Origin of the sequence: Rhodanobacter denitrificans, from assembly GCF_003335105.1 — a bacterium.
Taxonomy (GTDB): domain Bacteria; phylum Pseudomonadota; class Gammaproteobacteria; order Xanthomonadales; family Rhodanobacteraceae; genus Rhodanobacter; species Rhodanobacter denitrificans_A.
Genome location: NZ_QFWQ01000003.1, coordinates 1 through 18,229, shown reverse-complemented (window position 1 = coordinate 18,229; position 18,229 = coordinate 1). Strand labels below are relative to the sequence as shown.

The 18,229-nt window shown below is 63.1% G+C and carries 19 protein-coding genes; 7 read left to right on the top strand and 12 right to left on the bottom strand.

Annotated elements, in window-relative coordinates:
• The first annotated feature begins 38 nt into the window (after nucleotides 1-38).
• The gene (locus DEO45_RS02360; protein ID WP_063107840.1) at nucleotides 39-3,059 is read left to right on the top strand and encodes a Tn3 family transposase; all 3,021 of its coding nucleotides are present in this window, start codon (nucleotides 39-41) and stop codon (nucleotides 3,057-3,059) included.
• The gene (tnpC, locus tag DEO45_RS02355; protein WP_068205447.1) at nucleotides 3,040-3,408 is read left to right on the top strand and encodes a Tn3 family transposase post-transcriptional regulator TnpC; all 369 of its coding nucleotides are present in this window, start codon (nucleotides 3,040-3,042) and stop codon (nucleotides 3,406-3,408) included. Before DEO45_RS02360 ends, tnpC begins: the two co-directional genes overlap by 20 nt.
• A gap of 18 nt (nucleotides 3,409-3,426) precedes the next feature.
• On the opposite strand, the gene DEO45_RS02350 is transcribed toward tnpC, so the two are convergent.
• Nucleotides 3,427-3,813 carry a MerR family transcriptional regulator gene (locus tag DEO45_RS02350; protein ID WP_027485211.1) on the bottom strand — a complete coding sequence of 129 codons (387 nt, stop codon included), beginning with the start codon at nucleotides 3,811-3,813 and terminating at the stop codon, nucleotides 3,427-3,429.
• A 65-nt stretch (nucleotides 3,814-3,878) separates the two neighbouring features.
• Here DEO45_RS02350 and DEO45_RS02345 point away from each other — a divergent pair, with 65 nt between their 5' ends.
• The 4 genes from DEO45_RS02345 to DEO45_RS02330 all read left to right on the top strand — a co-directional run bounded on the left by DEO45_RS02345 (nucleotide 3,879) and on the right by DEO45_RS02330 (nucleotide 7,739).
• The gene (locus DEO45_RS02345; RefSeq protein ID WP_027485210.1) at nucleotides 3,879-4,508 is read left to right on the top strand and encodes a cation transporter; all 630 of its coding nucleotides are present in this window, start codon (nucleotides 3,879-3,881) and stop codon (nucleotides 4,506-4,508) included.
• A gap of 70 nt (nucleotides 4,509-4,578) precedes the next feature.
• Nucleotides 4,579-6,537 (top strand): cytochrome c/FTR1 family iron permease, encoded by a 1,959-nt coding sequence (locus DEO45_RS02340; RefSeq protein WP_343123777.1) that lies wholly within the window; start codon nucleotides 4,579-4,581, stop codon nucleotides 6,535-6,537.
• Between the two features lie 12 nt (nucleotides 6,538-6,549).
• Nucleotides 6,550-7,173, top strand: coding sequence for a cation transporter (locus DEO45_RS02335; protein ID WP_027485208.1), 624 nt, complete (start codon nucleotides 6,550-6,552; stop codon nucleotides 7,171-7,173).
• Nucleotides 7,170-7,739 (top strand): phosphatase PAP2 family protein, encoded by a 570-nt coding sequence (locus tag DEO45_RS02330; RefSeq protein WP_027485207.1) that lies wholly within the window; start codon nucleotides 7,170-7,172, stop codon nucleotides 7,737-7,739. Before DEO45_RS02335 ends, DEO45_RS02330 begins: the two co-directional genes overlap by 4 nt.
• A gap of 211 nt (nucleotides 7,740-7,950) precedes the next feature.
• Here DEO45_RS02330 and DEO45_RS02325 read toward each other — a convergent pair whose 3' ends face one another.
• The 10 genes from DEO45_RS02325 to DEO45_RS02280 all read right to left on the bottom strand — a co-directional run bounded on the left by DEO45_RS02325 (nucleotide 7,951) and on the right by DEO45_RS02280 (nucleotide 16,914).
• Nucleotides 7,951-8,856, bottom strand: coding sequence for a cation diffusion facilitator family transporter (locus tag DEO45_RS02325; protein ID WP_043795557.1), 906 nt, complete (start codon nucleotides 8,854-8,856; stop codon nucleotides 7,951-7,953).
• A complete protein-coding gene (locus tag DEO45_RS02320; protein ID WP_027485206.1) occupies nucleotides 8,856-9,476 on the bottom strand; it encodes a cation transporter in 621 nt (206 codons plus the stop codon). Before DEO45_RS02320 ends, DEO45_RS02325 begins: the two co-directional genes overlap by 1 nt.
• 133 nt (nucleotides 9,477-9,609) lie before the next feature.
• The gene (locus DEO45_RS02315; protein WP_027485205.1) at nucleotides 9,610-9,939 is read right to left on the bottom strand and encodes a P-II family nitrogen regulator; all 330 of its coding nucleotides are present in this window, start codon (nucleotides 9,937-9,939) and stop codon (nucleotides 9,610-9,612) included.
• Nucleotides 9,936-13,070, bottom strand: coding sequence for an efflux RND transporter permease subunit (locus DEO45_RS02310; protein WP_063107839.1), 3,135 nt, complete (start codon nucleotides 13,068-13,070; stop codon nucleotides 9,936-9,938). Before DEO45_RS02310 ends, DEO45_RS02315 begins: the two co-directional genes overlap by 4 nt.
• Complete coding sequence (locus DEO45_RS02305; protein ID WP_027485203.1) at nucleotides 13,070-14,167, bottom strand: efflux RND transporter periplasmic adaptor subunit; 1,098 nt, start codon at nucleotides 14,165-14,167, stop codon at nucleotides 13,070-13,072. The genes DEO45_RS02310 and DEO45_RS02305 overlap by 1 nt, the downstream gene beginning before the upstream one ends.
• Complete coding sequence (locus DEO45_RS02300; RefSeq protein WP_043795569.1) at nucleotides 14,164-15,342, bottom strand: TolC family protein; 1,179 nt, start codon at nucleotides 15,340-15,342, stop codon at nucleotides 14,164-14,166. The genes DEO45_RS02305 and DEO45_RS02300 overlap by 4 nt, the downstream gene beginning before the upstream one ends.
• A 212-nt stretch (nucleotides 15,343-15,554) precedes the next feature.
• Nucleotides 15,555-15,878 carry a hypothetical protein gene (locus DEO45_RS02295; RefSeq protein WP_223250752.1) on the bottom strand — a complete coding sequence of 108 codons (324 nt, stop codon included), beginning with the start codon at nucleotides 15,876-15,878 and terminating at the stop codon, nucleotides 15,555-15,557.
• A gap of 176 nt (nucleotides 15,879-16,054) precedes the next feature.
• A complete protein-coding gene (locus DEO45_RS02290) occupies nucleotides 16,055-16,270 on the bottom strand; it encodes a GDCCVxC domain-containing (seleno)protein (RefSeq protein ID WP_027485201.1) in 216 nt (71 codons plus the stop codon).
• Entirely contained in the window at nucleotides 16,260-16,547 is a 288-nt protein-coding gene (locus DEO45_RS02285) for a heavy-metal-associated domain-containing protein (RefSeq protein ID WP_027485200.1), read from the bottom strand. Before DEO45_RS02285 ends, DEO45_RS02290 begins: the two co-directional genes overlap by 11 nt.
• Nucleotides 16,548-16,557: 10 nt before the next feature.
• The gene (locus tag DEO45_RS02280) at nucleotides 16,558-16,914 is read right to left on the bottom strand and encodes a mercuric transporter MerT family protein (protein ID WP_027485199.1); all 357 of its coding nucleotides are present in this window, start codon (nucleotides 16,912-16,914) and stop codon (nucleotides 16,558-16,560) included.
• Nucleotides 16,915-16,954: 40 nt separating this feature from the next.
• Here DEO45_RS02280 and DEO45_RS02275 point away from each other — a divergent pair, with 40 nt between their 5' ends.
• Entirely contained in the window at nucleotides 16,955-17,353 is a 399-nt protein-coding gene (locus DEO45_RS02275) for a MerR family DNA-binding protein (protein WP_027485198.1), read from the top strand.
• A 265-nt stretch (nucleotides 17,354-17,618) separates the two neighbouring features.
• Here DEO45_RS02275 and DEO45_RS02270 read toward each other — a convergent pair.
• A partial coding sequence (locus DEO45_RS02270; RefSeq protein WP_147269671.1) for an MFS transporter occupies nucleotides 17,619-18,229 on the bottom strand: 611 nt, incomplete at its 5' end.

Below are 18,229 nucleotides of genomic sequence, written 5' to 3'. Positions count from 1 at the left end.
GTTAAGCTCAAAGCCACCCTCTCTCTCGGATGGTGGCCATGGCGAATCTTGAGCGCACCGCGTACCCGCGGTTTCCTCGTGTGATCACGACACGCGACCTGCTCCGGTATTACACCCCCGATGCGGACGAAGTGGAATGGGCTTCGGGCTTTGCTCGTAGCGATGCGGGCCGCTTGGGCTTGATCGTGCTGCTCAAGACGTTTCAGCAGTTGCATTACTTTCTTGCCTTGGAGAGCGTGCCGGCTGAGATCATCGGCCACATTCGGACGGTGTTGAACCTGAAGCCAGCCACGGCGGCTGACTATCGGGGCTCCAAGACCCTCTATCGGCATTTCGCGGCCGTCCGTACCTATCTCGACATCCAACGCTACTACGGCAAGGAAGCACAACGCATTGCCGTGCGTGCAGCGTATGAAGCGTCCGAAGTCATGGACCAGCGTGTTGACGTCATCAATGCAACGATCGAAGAGCTGATCTATCGCCGGTACGAGCTGCCGGCGTTCTCCACGCTGGACAGGATCGCCGAAGCCGCGGCCGTGACTGCGCAAGAGCGCCTGTATGACAGCGTCAGCGCGGGTCTGACGACCGAACGTCGGGATTTTTTGGACAGTCTGTTGGCCACCGACTTCGCCCAGCGGCAGTCGGCTTTCCAGGCGATCAAGGCCATCCCCAAGCGGGCGACCAAAAAGCACCTCGAAGCCGTTCTCGATCAGTTGGCGTGGCTGAAGACACTGGGCGACGTGGATGATTCACTCCGCGATGCCCCCGTGAACAAGATCCGGCACCTCGCCCACCAAGCCGCTTTGCTCGATGCGGATGACCTCAAACGCACAGTACCTAGCCGGCGATACGCCCTGATGCTCGCACTGATTCACCGCATGCGGGTTCGCGCACGCGACGATCTCGCGGAAATGTTCATTCGCCGCGTGAGTACGCTGCACAAACGCGCCAAGGAAGAACTCACCGCGATTCAGATGCACCAACGTGCGATGGCCGAACAGCTCGTCGCGAAACTGGACGATGTCCTGGCGATCCTCGCGGAGGAAAAGGAAGACCCTGCTGCCGGACGTCGCATCCGCGCACTGCTGACGCCGGACGGCAATTTGGAGGGGTTACGCGAAGACTGTGCGGCGATTCGTCTATCGGGCGGTAGCAATCACCTGCCATTGCTCTGGCGTTTCTTCAGCAGTCATCGTGCAGTGTTGATGCGGCTTGCGCGCACGCTTGATTTCGTCTCGTCGACGCAGAACCAATCGCTCATGGAAGCGTTGGCCATCGTGCTGGCCAACGAAGGTCGCAAAGCCGAATGGGTTTCCGACGCGGTGAATCTGCAATTTTGCTCGGAACGGTGGCGCAAGCTCATCATGCGCTCTGACGATGGCCCGTCCGTCAATCGTCGCTACCTCGAAATGTGTGTTTTCTCGCACCTGGCCAGCGAGCTCAAATCCGGTGATACCTGTGTGGTGGGATCGGAGGCCTTCGCCGACGTCCGAGAGCACTTGCTGCCATGGGCGGAGTGCGAAGCGCGCCTCGCCGATTTTTGCGCCAAGGTCGATATTCCACCCTCAGCGGCGGCATGCGTCAGCGAGCTGAAACAACGGTTGACCGACACGGCGGCACGCATCGACGCCGCGTTTCCCGAACTCAAGGGAGATGTGGCGATCGGTGCCGATGGCGAGCCGGTGCTGCGTCGCGTCCAGGCGCGGGATATCCCGGCGTCGGTGATTGCCCTGCAGAGTGCACTCGGCCGTGAACTCCCCACGCGGAACCTCCTGGATATTCTGGCCAACATCGAGCACTGGACGCACTTCACGCGGCATTTTGGCCCGATATCGGGGCACGAGCCGAAGATCAAACAGGCCACCGAGCGTTATCTGCAAACGGTCTTCGCTATGGGGTGCAACCTGGGGCCCAACCAAGCCGCGCGCCATTTCGTCGGCGAGGTCAGCCCGCATATGATTTCGCGGGTCAACCGCCGGCACGTCACCGTCGAAAAGCTCGAAGCCGCCACTCGCGAACTGGCTGAGCTCTATCTGCGCCTCGATCTTCCGCGGCTCTGGGGTGACGGCAAGAGCGTCGCGGCCGATGGCACGCAATATGACTTCTACGATCAGAACTTGTTGGCGGGCTATCACTTTCGGTACCGCAAGATGGGTGCGGTGGCCTATCGTCATGTCGCGAATAACTACATCGCGACCTTTCGGCACTTTATCCCGCCGGGTATCTGGGAGGCCGTCTACGTCATCGAAGGCCTGATGCAAGCCAAGCTGTCGGTCGAACCCGACACCGTGTACTCGGACACGCAGGGCCAGTCGGCCACCGTGTTTGCGTTCACGTACCTGCTCGGTATCAATCTGTTGCCGCGGATACGCAACTGGAAGGATCTCGATTTCTTCCGTGCCGACAAGCAGACCCACTACAAGCACATCGACTCGCTCTTTCATGGCGCAATCGACTGGACGTTGATCGAGACCCACTGGAAGGATCTCCTGCAGATTGCTATCTCGATCCAGGCGGGCAGGATCGCCTCCCCGATGCTTCTGCGCCGGCTCGGTGCGAGCAGCCAACGCAACCGCCTTTTTCTGGCGGCGCAGGAGCTCGGGCGCGCCCACCGCACCGTCTTTTTGTTGAACTGGATCGGTAGTTTGCCCTTGCGCCAAGAGGTCACGGCCGAGACCAATAAGATCGAGTCGTACAACGGCTTCGCGAAGTTCTTTTCGTTCGGCGGCGACGTGATCGCCGAGAACGATCCAGACGAGCAACAGAAGCGTCTTCGGTATAACGATCTGATCGCCTCGGCCGTGATCTTGCAGAACACCGTGGACATGATGCGCGCCCTTCAAAAGCTTGCTGATGAAGGTCTCGCGGTGTCGGGACACGACGTGGCCTTTTTCTCACCCTATCTGACCGGCGGCGTCAAACGGTTTGGTGACTATCGCCTTGACTTGAAGCGACCGCCCGAACCGTGGATTCGTGACCGCCTGTTCAAGGATGCCGCCAAAGCCGCGCGGGCGACGACCCTAGCAACGGAGCAAGCGAATGACCCAGCGATCGAATAGCACGGGGCGGATCGACGCCGCGTCGCCCCGCGGGGGTGTCGACGTCATAGGACTTCAAAAATTGCGCGCGACCTTTGATACGACTCACCTGTTGCGTGCGGTCGATGATCTCGACACCGTTCGCGCGGTCCTGGTCGATCCGGACGAATTACGCGCCGATCTTCTCCGGTTGCATGGGATGGCGCACACCCTGATCAACGGGGGAGCCTTATCCGCGACGAGCGTCGATGAAACCATCACCGAGTTGGCGGCAGACATTGAGGCCGAGCTGGAGAGCATGAGCGCCTTGCTCCTGACCATCCGACAACGGATACGGCCACTTCTGACGCTGACCCCTGACGATGGCTAATGGAGGAATGCAGACCATCTACCCTGCCAGCGATTGCAAGATGGTGCAGGTTGCTCGCGTGTCGTGATGGCACGTTTCGATCATGCCCCGCAGCTCGGCGGCCAGCGCCGCCAATTCGCGCTGCTTGGCTTCCACCTGTGCCAGATGCGTTCGTGCCACGCCATCGACCTGCTTGCACGACAGTTCCGTGCGTGAGGCAAGCGTGAGTAGGCTACGGATTTCTTCGAGGCTAAAACCCAGCGCGCGGCTGCGCACAATGAACTGCAAACGCTCGACGTCGCTATCGCGATAGTTGCGGTATCCCGCAGTCGACCGCTCCGGCGGCGGCAGCAACCCGATGCGCTCGTAGTAGCGTACGGTTTCCAGATGACAGCCGGTGGCTTTCGCCAGATCGCTAATGCGCACGGTGGTTGACTCCGTAGTAGCTACGGACTTTAGTCTACGCCGCACACCGCATAAGAGTTCAAGTGATGGCATGTTGCGACTGTGAATCAACCGGTCAAGCGTTGGCTCGCTCTGCGGCCCAGCGTCGCGTGTTATGGACGGTCTTATTCATCAACGTGGCGATCTTCGTGGGCGAATTCGGCGCGGGGCTTTGGGCTGATTCGACCGCGCTGCAGGGAGACTCCCTGGACAGTCTCGGCGATGCGTTGGTGTATGCGCTCAGTCTCTGGGCCGTGGGACAGGCCCTGCGGTGGCGGGCGGGGTCCGCTCTGGTGAAAGGCGGCATCCAGCTGCTGTTCGCGGGGATCGTGATCGCCGAAGTCGGCCGCAAGCTGGTGACGGGTGCCGAGCCCTTGACGGGTGTGATGGCGATCGCCGCCGGTGTCGCGCTCATCGCCAATCTCACCTGCCTCGCGTTGCTGACCCGATTTCGTTCGCACGACATCAACATGCGCTCGGTCTGGCTGTGCTCGCGCAATGACGTCATCGGCAATGCCGGCGTTTTGCTGACCACGGCACTCATGGCCTGGAGCGGCTGGACATGGCTCGATCTGGCTTTTGGCGCCTTGCTGGCGTTGCTTTTCGCGCGAACCGGTGTCGAGGTCCTGAGATCCGCGTGGCCGCAGTTTCGTTTGCACCCCTCGCACGTCCAGTGAACGCCATGCTGCCACCGAATCCCTCTCTGGCTATACTTCAACAATGATAACGACACGCATTCGCAATATCTTGCACCACGTCGCCGTGGCCGCCCTTCTGGTGTGGGGCATAGGCGCGCTGCCGGCACAGGCCGAGGACATCCCTTCCGCCGTCCCGCAGACCTGGCAGATGCTCGACTACCTGGCGACCGATTACGCGGGCGCGGTGAAGGATGGCGCTGTGATCAGCACGTCCGAGTACGCCGAGATGCGGGAGTTCACGGCGACAGCGCGATCGCGTATCGCCGCGTTGCCACCGACCGTCGCCACACCGGCACTATTGCAACAAGCCGATACGTTGGTGGCCTCGGTCGAGGCCAAGGCGACACCCGCGCAGGTGGCGACGCAGGCGCATGCACTGGCCGATGCGTTGCTGCAGGCGTACCCGGTGCCGACCGCACCGGAACGCGCTCCCGATCTGGCGCGCGGGGCAACGCTCTATCAAAACCAGTGCGCCGCTTGTCATGGCGCCACCGGACACGGTGACGGGCCCGCTGGCCTGCTGCTATCGCCCCGACCGGTGAACTTCACCGATCAGACGCGGGCCGATCAACGCAGCGCGCTGTCGTTGTATGAGGTGATCAGCCAGGGCGTGGCAGGCACGCCGATGGCGAGCTACGCGCAGCAACTCTCTTCCGATGACCGCTGGGCGCTGGCGTACTACGTGGGTTCGCTGGCTTACGCCAAGGAAGCGGTCGCCGGTGCCGATACCTGGCAACACGACACTGCCGCGCGAGCGCAGATCGCGGATCTGAAGGAGCTGTCGCGTGCGCGTGTTGCGCAGCTGACACCTACTCTTGGTGCAGAGCGTGCTCGGACGATCGTGGGTTACTTGCGAGCTCACCCTGACGTCATCCAGCAGCAGGCCTTGGCCGGCATCCCCCTGGCACGGGCGCGACTGGCGGCGAGCCTGACGGCTTACCGTGCTGGTGCGAAGACGCAAGCCACCCAGCTGGCGCTATCCGCCTACCTCGATGGCGTGGAACCGGTCGAACCGCAACTCAATGCACGTGACAGCGCGCTGCGCGCCCAGCTCGAAACGTCGATGGGTGCCTATCGCAGCGCATTGTCGGGTAACACTCCCGTGGAGTCGGTGGTGAAACAGGCCGATGCCATTGATGGTCTGTTGGTACGCGCACAGGAAGTCACCGCCGATGCGGCGAGCGATGCGGCCGCCATCTTCTTGGGTGCCTTCACCATCCTGGTTCGCGAGGGTCTGGAAGCCCTGCTGGTCGTGGTCGCACTGCTCGCTTTTCTACGCAAGGCCGCGCGACCCGAAGCGCTGCGCTACGTGCATGCGGGCTGGATCCTTGCGCTCGTGGCCGGTGGCATCACCTGGGCGATCGCCAGCTATGCGATCTCCATCAGCGGTGCCGGTCGTGAATTGACCGAGGGACTGTCGTCGCTGTTTGCGGCGTTCGTGTTGCTCGGGGTCGGTCTGTGGATGCACCAGAAGAGCATCGGTGGTCGCTGGCAGGCGTATCTAAAGGAAAAGATGGCGGCCGCGCTCAACCGACGTTCGGCGTGGTTCCTGTTCGGACTGGCCTTCATCTCGGTGTACCGCGAGGTGTTCGAGAGCATCCTGTTCTACGCTGCGTTGTGGAACGACGGCCAGGAAGTGTGGCTGCTCAGCGGCATCGCCGCCGGTGCCGCGGTGCTGGGGCTAATCGCCTGGGTGCTGCTGCGCACCAGCCGGCGGCTGCCGATCGGCACATTCTTCTCCGCCAGTTCGGCGCTGATCGCCGTGCTCGCCATCGCGCTGACTGGCAAAGGTATCGCCGCCCTGCAGGAGGCCGGCTGGGTCGCGGTGAGCGTGGCGCCAGTGCCGCATATCGAATTGCTGGGCATCTATCCGACCTGGCAATCCTTGTTGGCCCAGTTGGCGATTTTGGTGCTGCTGGCTGTCGGATTCGTGTTCAATATCCGTCGTGGCCGTCAACGACTCCCGTCACCTCCAACGACTCGGGAAGTGCTCCCCGATGCAGACTGAAGGCGACAAGACATGAGCGACTGCGGCTGCCACGTGCAAGCGACCAATGAAGCGGAACGCCGAATTCTGCGCGTCGCCTTGGGGCTCAATGCCACGATGTTCGTGGTCGGCATCGTCGCGGGGCTGATCGCCCAGTCGATGGGATTGATCGCCGACTCGCTGGATATGCTGGCCGATGCGAGTGCCTACGGCATCGCCCTGCTGGCGTGGGCGCGCAGCGCGAGCTTCAAGGCCTCGGCGGCACAACTGAGCGGAACACTGCTTTTGGTGCTGGGGCTAGGCGTCTTGCTCGGTGTCGTGTGGCGCCTTGTGATGGGAAGCCACCCCGAGGGCTTATGGATGACGGGCATCGCCTTGGTGGCTCTCGTCGTCAACACCACGGTGCTGCGCTTGCTGGAACGCTTTCGTCATGGTGAGGTGCATTTGCGAGCGACTTGGCTATTTACCCGGGTCGATGTCCTCGCGAACTTGGCGGTCATCGTCTCCGGTGTGCTGGTGCTTCTATGGCACAGCGCGGTGCCTGATCTGGTGATCGGTACGGCCATCGCCTGCTATGTACTGAAGGAGGCGCTGGGCATTCTGCGCGAAGCGAAGGAAGCGCGGGTTGCCGCCAGCGAATCGATCGTCAAACCATGACCGCTCCGGCATTGGGGCTTGGCCCGGTGGTGTATGCCGTTGACCTTCGACTGTTCCACGCCATCCATCCGTCTACACCGCCGTCGCCCGCGATGCTGCATCTGGCGCGCGGTCTGGCCGATGGGCCGTTGATCCTGACCGCTGCTCTCCTTGGGACGATGCTGATGTTTCCTCGGTGGTCGATGCGCTCGATCGCCCTGAAAGCGGTGGGTGTCGCTGCCGTGGCACTACTCCTGAATCTGGTCATCGGCGCTGTCTGGGATCGAGCGCGCCCCTTCGTGGCCGGTGTCGGCCAAGCATGGGTCTCCCATGCGGCGACCGGCAGCTTTCCCAGCGACCACCTGACCGTGCAGTGGGTCGTCGCCGGCATACTGTTGCTGAATCAACGCAGCCGAGTTTGGGGCATCGGGATCGCACTGCTTGGTCTGCTCATGGCATGGGCACGCATCTACCTGGGCGTGCATTATCCCGGCGATATGCTGGGAGCCCTCGCGATAGGTGGGCTGGCCATGCTGAGTGGCTGGGCTGGGGTTGCGAGCCAGCCCCACGCCGTCCAACGGCGGTGACCACGTAGCCGCGCATACTGTCGGCCTTCCACCGTGGCCAGCGTCGCCAGCGGCGCACGCGATCGCCCAGGTTCATCGGCATCGCACGCACAATGACGTGCGCAGGCTTGAGACAGGACGACGGTTCCCGTCGCAGCCACGCCACGCCGACGGGGAGTCATCGCGTGGAAGCGGCACCGGGCTCGCGGTTTGGCAAAGCGACTGTGTGAGGTCAAACCTTTTGCGGCTCCTCGCACCCCAGCCCGCACGACGTTGTTTCGACCTGCAGCGTCACGTGATGGATGTCAAAGCGCGCCTCCAGCATCTGCGCCAGCCGGAGCCGCAGCGCTTCTGCGTCTGATGCGTCGCCATCCATGATCACATGCGCCGCCATCGCCGAACGCGTGCTGCTGAGCGCCCATACGTGCACATCGTGCAGCGCAGCCACGCCCGGAGTGGCCAGCATTTCGGCGCGGACCCGTTCAGTATCGACGCCACGAGGCGTCCCCTCCATCAGGACATTCCCGGCCTCTCGCAGCAATGTCCATGTCCGCGGCAGCACCCACAGACCAATCAACACGGCGATGATTGGATCGGCAATGTAAAAGCCGGTGAACTTGATGATCAACGCGCCGATGATTACGCCGACCGAACCGATCATGTCGGCCCAAACTTCCAGATAGGCGCCTTTCACGTTGAGGTTTTCACCGCTGCCGGCCTTGAGCAATCGCATCGAGATGAGGTTGATCACCAGCCCGAGCACCGCGATCACCAGCATGCCGGTGGAGGCCACCGACGGCGGTTCGCTGAAACGCCGCACCGCCTCCCACAAGATGTAGCCGGCGACGAGGAACAGCAAGCCACCATTGACGAGTGCGCCGATGGCTTCCATGCGCGCGTAACCATAGGTGCGTTTCGCATCGGGGGGACGTCGTGCCAGGCGCACGGCGGTCAGCGAGATCGTCAGCGCGATCACATCGGTCGCCATGTGTGCCGCGTCCGACAACAAGGCCAAGCTGTTGGTAAGCAGACCGCCGATGATCTCGGCGACAAGAAACATACTGGTCAGGCCGAGTGCCCACCACAGCGGCGTCTCGTGCCTGATCTCCGTACCCACATGATCGTGCCCGGCATTCATCAGTTGTCTCCACTCACGTAGCTTCGCCACGCCATGCGGAACACCCGCCATGCCGAGCGCAGAAACATCAACAACAACGCCGACGCAACCAGCAGATCGGGCCAGCCGGCGCCGAAGAAGCCGACGCCGGCGGCCGCTGCCAGCACGGCGACACCTTCGAACACGTCATTGCGCGAGCATTCCCAGGCCGAGGCCATGTTGACGTCGCCTTTGCGGTAAGGCAGCAGCAGGCGCAGGCATGCGGCATTGGCGACCAGGTTCAGCAAGGCGGCGATACCGATCGCCTCGAAGATCGGCACGCCAGGATGCAGGAGACGCCAGCCAATCTGGATGGCGACTGCAAGCGCCGCACCAAGAATCAGTGCGCCCTTGAACAGCGCCACCCGGGCCTTCGCGCGGTCACTGGCACCAACAACCGCAAGGCTCAAGAGGTAGGTGAGCGCATCCCCAAGATTGTCCAACCCGCCGGACAGCAGCGACGACGAACCGCTGTAGATCGCCGCGGCCAGCATCATCGTGAAAGTAGCGAGGTTGATCGCCAGAACGATCATCAACACCCGACGCTGCCGCGCCTGCAACGCGGCAATATCGATGGTGGTGGCACAACACGTATCAGACATGAGCCGGTAACCCGATGGATTGGATGCATGCTTCAGGTATTGGAATCCCTCATGGCGGCGACCACTCTACGCGGCCGCCGCCGTGTTATGAAATGACACCGATGCAGCGACGTGAGTACTCCCGCTGCCCCGATTAGTCGTTATCCACACGCCCGTCGATCGGCCACGCCCGATCCACCGTGCTCTGGTAGACCCAGCCCGCAACACTCTGGCCGGTGCGTCCGTGCAAACGGATCAGCTGCACGGCCCGTTCGGCTTGGTCGTCCTCGCAAAACACTTCGAGCTTGATCTGCTTGGTCACCCGTTCGCCCAGTTCCATCGAATAGATCTGTTCCTGGGCACTGAGCGCGGTCAACAACCCTTTGACGTCGCTCACCGAGAGATAGCGGAACCCACCGTCCTCCAGGGCATGGATGACGTCGACCACGCGGCCGCGATGGATGAATGCCTTTACTTCTTTCATGGGGTGTTCTCCTTGGCGAGGCGCCGGGCGGCGCGTTCTTCGATCCAGTCGTAGAGCACCGGCAGCAGCACCAGCGTCAGCAACGTCGAGGTGATCAGCCCGCCCACCACCACGGTGGCGAGCGGACGCTGGGTTTCGGCACCGACGCCGCTGGACAACAGCATCGGCACCAGGCCCAGGATCGCCACGCTGGCGGTCATCATCACCGGGCGCATGCGTAGCGCGGTGCCGCGGATCACCGCCTCGCGCACGGGCAAGCCTTTCTCACGTTGCTCGTTCAAGAAACTCACCAACACGATGCCGTTCAACATCGCCACGCCGAACACCGCGATGAAGCCGATCGCCGAGGGCACCGACAGGTACTGCCCGGTAATCGCCAGCCCGACGATGCCGCCAATAGTGGCGAACGGCACGTTGGCCAGGATCAGCGTGGCGTGCTTTACCGAGTTGAACGCGGTGTAGAGCAAGACGAAGATGAAGAAAATCGTCGCCGGCACGATCAGCGACAACCGCTTCAACGCCCGCTGCTGGTTCTCGAATGCGCCGCCCCATTCGCTGTAGTAGCCGGTCGGCAGCTTCACCTGCTGCGCGATGGCGGCATTGGCCTCCTTGACGAAGCCGTCGATGTCGCGACCACGCACGTCCATTTGGATCACCGCATAACGCTGCAGCTGTTCCCGACGGATGAACGAATAGCCTTCCGCATCACTGACCTCGGCCACTTGCGACAACTGCACCAGCGCGCCACTGGCCGTGCGGATCGGGATGCGCTGGATCGCCGGCAAGGACGCCTTGTCCGCATCGTCCAGCCGCACCGCGATGTCGAAGCGTTTCACGCCATCGAGCAGGGTCGTCACCGGTTCGCCACCGATGCCGTTCTTCACCACGGTCAACACGTCGTCGGCGTTCAAGCCATAGCGGGCCAGTGCATCGCGATCCACCTTGATGCGGATCTGTGGCTTGCCGATGTTTGCCTCCAGCGCGAGATCGGCCACGCCGGGCACCCCGGCCAGCGCGTTTTTGATGCGGCCGCTCAGGCGATCCAGCTCGCCCAGATCATCGCCGTAGATCTTCAGCGCCAACGTGGCGCGCACACCGGAGATCAGTTCCTCGATACGCATCTGGATCGGCTGGGTGTAACTCACCACCGCGGTGGGCAAGGCCGCCGACAGTTCTTTCTGCATGGCCTCCTCGATGCTCTCCAGCGTCTCGCCCTTGCGCCATTGATCCTTAGGCTTCAGCGGGGTGTACACCTCCATGTAATTCACGTCGGCTGTCTCGCCTTTCTCGGCGCGACCGATCATTGCCAGCGTGGTTTCCACTTCCGGAAACTTCTGTTTGATCAGCGTCGACACCTGTTTGGAGATGGCGATCGACTCGTCGAGCGATGCCGACGGGATCGAGGTGATCCGCCACATGATGGCGCCTTCCTTCAGGTTGGGCATGAACTCCTTGCCGAGGAACGGGAACAGCGCGAGGCTGCCGAGCAAGGCACCGGCGGCGATGCCCAACACCAGTTTGCGACGTGCCAACGCCCAGGCGAGCACCGTGGCGTAATGGCGTTTCAGGAACGCCACCAACCAGGTGTCCTTCTCTTCCTTCGGTTTCAGCACCAGCGCGGCGAGTACCGGGATCAACGTCAAGGCGAGAATCAGCGATCCCGCCATCGCGAAGCTGATGTTGAACGCCATCGGCTTGAACATCTTGCCTTCCAGTCCTTGCAAACTGAACAGCGGCAGGAACACCACGATGATGATCAGGATCGCAAACGCCATCGGATTGGCCACCTCGCGGGCAGCCGCCAGCACCGCGGCGGTGCGATCCACCGGGAGCCCATGCGCCTTGCGCTCGGCCATGATGCGGTAGGCGTTCTCCACCATCACCACCGCGCCGTCCACCATCATGCCGATGCCGATCGCCAGGCCCGCCAGCGACATCAGGTTGGCCGAGAGGCCGACCTGATTCATGCAGATGAAGGCGATCAGCATGGCCAGCGGGAGCGCCACCACCACCACGATGGCGCTGCGGAACTCGCCCAGGAACAGGAACAGGATGATCGCGACCAGGATCGAACCTTCGATCAAGGCACGCACGGCGGTTTCCACGGCCGCATTGACCAACTCGGTGCGTTCGTACACTGGCTTGACCACGACGCCGGGCGGCAGCGCCTGCTTCACCGTGTCGAGCTTGGCTTTCACCGCATCGACCACGCTCTTGGCGTTCTCGCCGATGCGGGCAAGCGCCTGGCCCATCACCACTTCCTTGCCATCGCGGGTCACCGCACCGGTGCGCGGTGCGCCCGCTTCGGTGATCGTGGCCACATCACGCACGTAGACCGGGGTACCGTCCTCGGTCTTGAGCACGATGTTGCCCAGATCCTTCGCGTTCTGGATCAGGCCCAGTCCACGCACCAGGTACTGCTCGCGGCCCACATCGACGAAGTTGCCGCCGACCTGGGCGTTGTTGGCCTGCAGCGCCTCGATCACGTCCTTGAAGCCGAGCTTGTGCGCGATCAGCTTCATCGGGTCGATGCGTACCTGGAACTGCTTTTCCTGGCCGCCCCAGGAGGTGACGTCGTCGACGCCGGGGGCGGTGCGCAGGATCAGGCGGATGGTCCAGTCCTGCAGGGTGCGCAGGTCCATGTCGTTCGGCGCGGTGCTGGCGGTAGCACCCTTGAGCTTGTTGTCGGCTCGCTCGACGGTGTACCAGAACACCTGGCCGAGGCCGGAGGTGTTCGGTCCCATCGCCGGTTTGCCGTAACCCGCCGGCAAGCGATCGCCGACCTGCTGCAGCCGTTCGTTGACCAGCTGACGGGCGAAGTAGATGTCCATGCTGTCGTCGAAGTACACCGACACGTAGGACAAGCCGAACAGGCTGACCGAGCGGATCTGTTCCACCTTGGGCAGGCCGGCCAGTGCCGACTCCACCGGCGTGGTCAGCAGTTGTTCCACGTCCTCTGCCGCAAGTCCCGAGGCTTCGGTGTACACATTGACCTGCACCGGTGTGACGTCCGGGAAGGCATCGATGGGCAGCTGACGCACCGCCTGAAAACCAAGGAAGCCGATCACCACGAAAACGATCAGCACCAGCACCTTGTAGCGCAGGGAGAATTCAACCAGACGTTCCAGCATCATTCTTCTCCCAACTGCGAGCGCAGCAAACGGGCCTTCAAGGCGAAGGCGCCCTTGCGCACGTAGGTGTCGCCGGCCTTGAGGCCCTGGGTGACCATCGTCCAGCCATCACGGGTGTCGCCGACCATCACCGGCGCCGGCTCGAACGTGCCGTTGCCTTTGGCCAGGAACACGGTCGGCTGGTTTTGCAGCAACACGATCGCTTCGGCCGGTACCGCCAGCTTCGGCACCGCCTCACCGACCGCGATGCGCGCTTCGACCAATTCGCCCGGGCGCAGGAGGTTGTTCGGGTTGGCAACTTCGATGCGCACCGGCACGGTGCGGGTGCGTTCGTTCGTCTGCGACGAACTCAGGATGACCTTCCCCGTCAGCGTCTGGTCGTGCGCCAGCACGCGCGCGTCCATGCCGGGTTGCGCGCGGGCCGCATCGCCCGGCGCGAGTTGCGCCTCGACCCAGACCGCGTCGTCGTTGACCAAGGTAAACAGGGTACGGCCGGGCTCGACGCGTTCGCCGATGAGGAACTCGTCACTGGCGATGCGCCCGGCGGTCGGCGCCAGCAATGCATAGCTGCCATCCGCCTTGGCGGAACCCGCGCGCAGCATGCCGCGGATCTGGCCGTCGGATAGCCCGTAGGCACGCAGCTTGGCACGCGCCTGATCGCGCTGCACCTTCGCTTCGTTGTAGCGTCGTGCCGACACCGCCTGCGGTCCCAGCGACGCGATCCGTTGCCAGTCCTGTTCGGCCACGATCAACGCGCCTTGCGTCTCGGCGACCTGCACGCTGGAGAGCACCACCAACGGCGCACCGGTTTTCACCACGTCGCCGAGCTTGGCCTTGCGGGCCAGCACCTGCGATTCGACGCGCGGCGACACCAGCACGGTGGAATACGCATCGGCTTTCACTTCGCCGGGGGCTTTCAGTTCATCGGTCAGGGCGCGCGTGGCGGCCTTGTCGAGCACGATGCCGGCGTCCTTGATCGCCTTGGCATCCAGCGCGAGCGGATTGGCGGGTGCGGGTTCCTGCGCCATGACAGGGCCGGCCAACGCGGCCAGCAGCGCCATGCCCAGCAGGCTGCGTTTCAAAAGAGAGAGATTCATCGGGGGATATCCTGATTAAGGCCGTCCTGAGTAGGACCGTCCTGAGTGCGGCCATCGAGCCAGTCGGTCAGACGGCCCGCAGCGGTGAGGTAGTCGAACCAGGTCTGCCAGGTTTGGCTTTCCAGTTCCTGGCCGGACAGCGCGGTGTCCAGGCTCTGTTTGAGCTGCACGAGGTAATCGGACGTGCTGATTTCGCCGGCACGCCAGAGCTTCTCCAGCAACGCGGTGCGATCCTCGAATGCAGCGGCCCGGCCGCTGCGAAAGGCTTCGGTCGCACTGCGCAAGGCGGCGTAACGGGCTTGCGCTTCCTGCAGTCCGGCGCGCAGCACAAACTGGCGTGAGCGCACACCGGCCGCCGCTGCATCGGCTTCCGCACGGGCGGCATCCACTTCGGCACGTCCGGTGTTGAGCACCGGCAACGGAATGGACACGCTCAGACCGATCACCTGATCGGTGCGCGGCCCGCTGCGTACCTGTCCGCCGGTCAAGCTCAGCGTGGGATCGGGGATACGTGCCCGGCGGGCGACTTGCACCCCGGCCTCGGCACTCGCTTGCTGGGCGCGGGCCTGGCGCAGTTCGGGCAGTTCATCGACGGGCAACGGCGTAACACTGCCCGCCGCCGGTGACATACCGTTGGGCAACGGTGGCAACGCGGTCAGTTGATCGCCACTGATGGCCAGCAACGCCGCACGAGCTGCCGCTTCATTGCCCGCGAGTGTGGCTTGTTGCACCTGCGCCTCACCGAGCGCCAAGCCGGCCAAGTCGCGTTCCGGACTGCTGATGTCGCCCACCTTCAACCGCTGTGCGGCCAAGTCATCGAAGCGCTTCATCAGCGCCAGGCGGCGTTGCCCCAGTTCGCTCTGTCGGGCTGCGAGTGCGGCCGTCGACCAGGCTTTCAGCCAGCGGGTGGCCACATCGCGACGCAGCAGGTTGTAGCCAGCTTCGGCCGCCAGCAGGTCGGCCTCGCCCTGGCTGGCGCGAGCGCGGCGTTTGCCGGACAGATCCAGCGGCAGGCTGATGCCGGCCGTGCGCCGATTGGCGTCGGCATTCTCCGCATCAAGCGACAGCGAGGGGTTGTACAGCGGCTGCGCAGCGGCACGCGCACGGGCCTGGGCAGCATCCAGATCCGCGCGCGCGGCCTGCACCTCGGGACTGGCTTGCCAGATACGGCGCACCGCATCCTGCAAGGGCGACGTCGACAACGATGTCGGCAGGGGAGCTACCGGTGGGGAGAAAGGGGATACGGGCGCGGCACTGAGCATCGCCGCGTACAACAGACACACGGCGCCGATGGGCACCGAACGAAAAACAGACATGAAGCGATCTCCTGAAAACGGTCACGAAGCGACGAACTGCACCGGCGGTGGCGTCGCGTAACGGAGCGGTTTCAGGCGATCGGAGGGCGCAGCAGCGAGCCGGTCGTGGCCGGCGTGAATCCCGAATGGAGGGTGAGCGGTGCGAAGCGTGCTTCCATCATGGCGATGGGAAGCGATGCGCTGACGGGGAACGTCACCGAATGGGCACAGGCACAGTGGCAACTGCGCCCTTCACCCAGAAGACAGGAGTTCGCATCGTCAGCCGATACCGAACTGACGGCGGTGTCCGCCAACAGGGTGGTCGGGGCAGCAGCGGTCGCCGACGCGAATCGCGCTCCCGGTCCATCGGCCACGCAGATCGATCCGCTGACCAGTTTGATCAGCAACACGGCCACGGCCAACACCCACAATCCGCGGTGGCGGCGCAGGCGAGTCAGCAGTGATGGCGCAGACCGATACATCCCATGATCCTATACGACAGCCACGCTGTTAGACAATTTCACTTGGGCGCCGGTCGTGATGAATTCAGACAACCCCCTACCGGCACCGTTTGACCCCTATGAAGGATGGTCTACCCGCAGCACGACTTCTGTTGCTGGATCGGCGGACACGGCACGCTGCCGTACGAGCAGAACACGCAGCAGTCGCCCGCCTTGGGCCGGAGCAATTCGCCGCAGCCCTCACAGTCGTAGAAGAACTGGCAGGCGTCGGTCGGCATGGTCTCGGTGGCCTGATGGTCGCAATGCGGGCACGTCAGCGTGCTCTGCAGGATGGGCTCAACCGCCATGGTTTTGCGCCGTAGCCGGAAAACCCGCCTCGGTAACCGTGCGCGCCAGTGTCGACTCCGTCGTGCGATCGGCATCGAACGTCACAGTGACAGTCTCGGCCTTGAGATCGACCTTCGAGCTCGTGACACCCGCTATGCGGCTCAAGGCTTTCTTGATCGTCACACTGCAGCTCGGGCACGTCATGTTCGCCGCATGCAGCACGGCCGTGGTGGGTGTTGCCGCATGAGCCATGCCCAGCCCCAAGATGGCGACCATTACGAATAGCCACTGACGCATCGTTCGTCTCCTACAAAAACCAGCCAATGAAATAGGGAAACAGCAACAACGGCACGGTCAGCACGGTGGCTGTCCACAGCCAAAACCGCCGCCGCCGCAAGACCGTCGGCTCGACGCAGGTGCCCTCGGTGCGGCAACGCGACCATGGCCCATACAGCGTCCAGAACGCGAGACCAAGGCTAAGCAAAGTGGCCGCGATGAACCATGGACGCCAGGGATCGAGCGCCGTGAGATAGGCGATCCACGCCCCGCTGATGCCCAGCAACACCAGCACCAGCGGTACCACGCAACACACGGATGCCCCGATCGCCGCGAGCAGCGCGACGATCACGGCGGGTAGCGACGATTTGGCTGGTAACGTATTCATGAGCGCATACTAACTTCCGTACCCAACTACGGAGTCAAGCATGACTTCCGCCCTCACCATCGGCCGGCTGGCCCTGGCCGCCGACGTCCACATCGAGACCGTGCGCTACTACCAGCGGGTGGGCCTGCTGCGTGAGCCCGAGCGCCCGTTGGGCGGTGTGCGTCGCTATGAACACCAGGATCTGGCGCGTCTTCAGTTCATTCGACGCGCCAAGACCATGGGTTTCACGCTGGACGAGATTGCCGGACTTCTCCACCTCAAGGGCAAACGAGCCTGCGAGCAGACGCGTCGAATGACCGAACACAAACTCCTCGATGTGCGCCGCAAGCTGGAGGATCTGAAGCGGCTGGAAACGGAACTTATGCAGCTCGCCGACGACTGCGCGCATGCGCCGCGTGGGGAGCATTGCCCGACCTTGAATTTTTTGCATCAGACGTAGCGCTTATCGGCCTGTGACGTCTGCGTACGGCGTGGTGCGAACCTCTGAAATGAAACTTCGGACACGTGCCAGTGGGCCGATGAGGAATAGAAAAGCGAAGAAGAAAGTATCTTGGCACTCTGTTACGAGCCAGATGGCACCGAACCGTGGCTTCCCAATCTCTACTCCCCCGCTGGAGCAGCCGTTTAAGCGACGCGGCCCCGCCAACAGACCAGTGATCAAGGATATGTATTCGATCCATATCCGTGGGTTTTGCGCTGGCGGGCTAGCTGTTGACTCTGTTGACTGGAACCTCCGCGCTGAACCATCCGATGGACAGCGCGGTCGCCAGCGCTTGAACCATGACGAAGATGCCAAGCGCCATCCCGAACCCAAGCCGAAGCGCCTCGCCGAACAGGAGGCTACCCACGCCGAATCCAGCGAATAGTGCGAAGACGTTCAAGCCCATCGCCTGTCCCGGGCGCTTTCCTCCAAGCGCGGTGACGATGCCCCCGAAGAGGGGCTGCGTCATGTCGTAGCCGAGAGAAAGGACGGTCACGGCCACAATCGCGAGTATCAGGGGACCGTTGAAAATCAGGGTAGCTGCACCTAGGGCACCCAACCCAAGCCCGATGGGCAACAACCTGGCGCGCCCCCAGCGGTCGGCGGCCCGGCCGATCAGCGGGCCGAACAAGAAACCAGGAATCCCGTAGCCGAGCAGGGCTACACCAATCCCTACCGGGCCAAGACCGTAACGCTGCTCGAAATAGACACCGAGCCACGTGAAGACGCCAGAGTGAAAAATCGAATTGACGAAAACATAGCCATAAGTGCGCTGCCCCCGCGGAGTGCCGATGAGATCGCGATATCCGAGGAGGGTTCTACCCCGATTCTGCG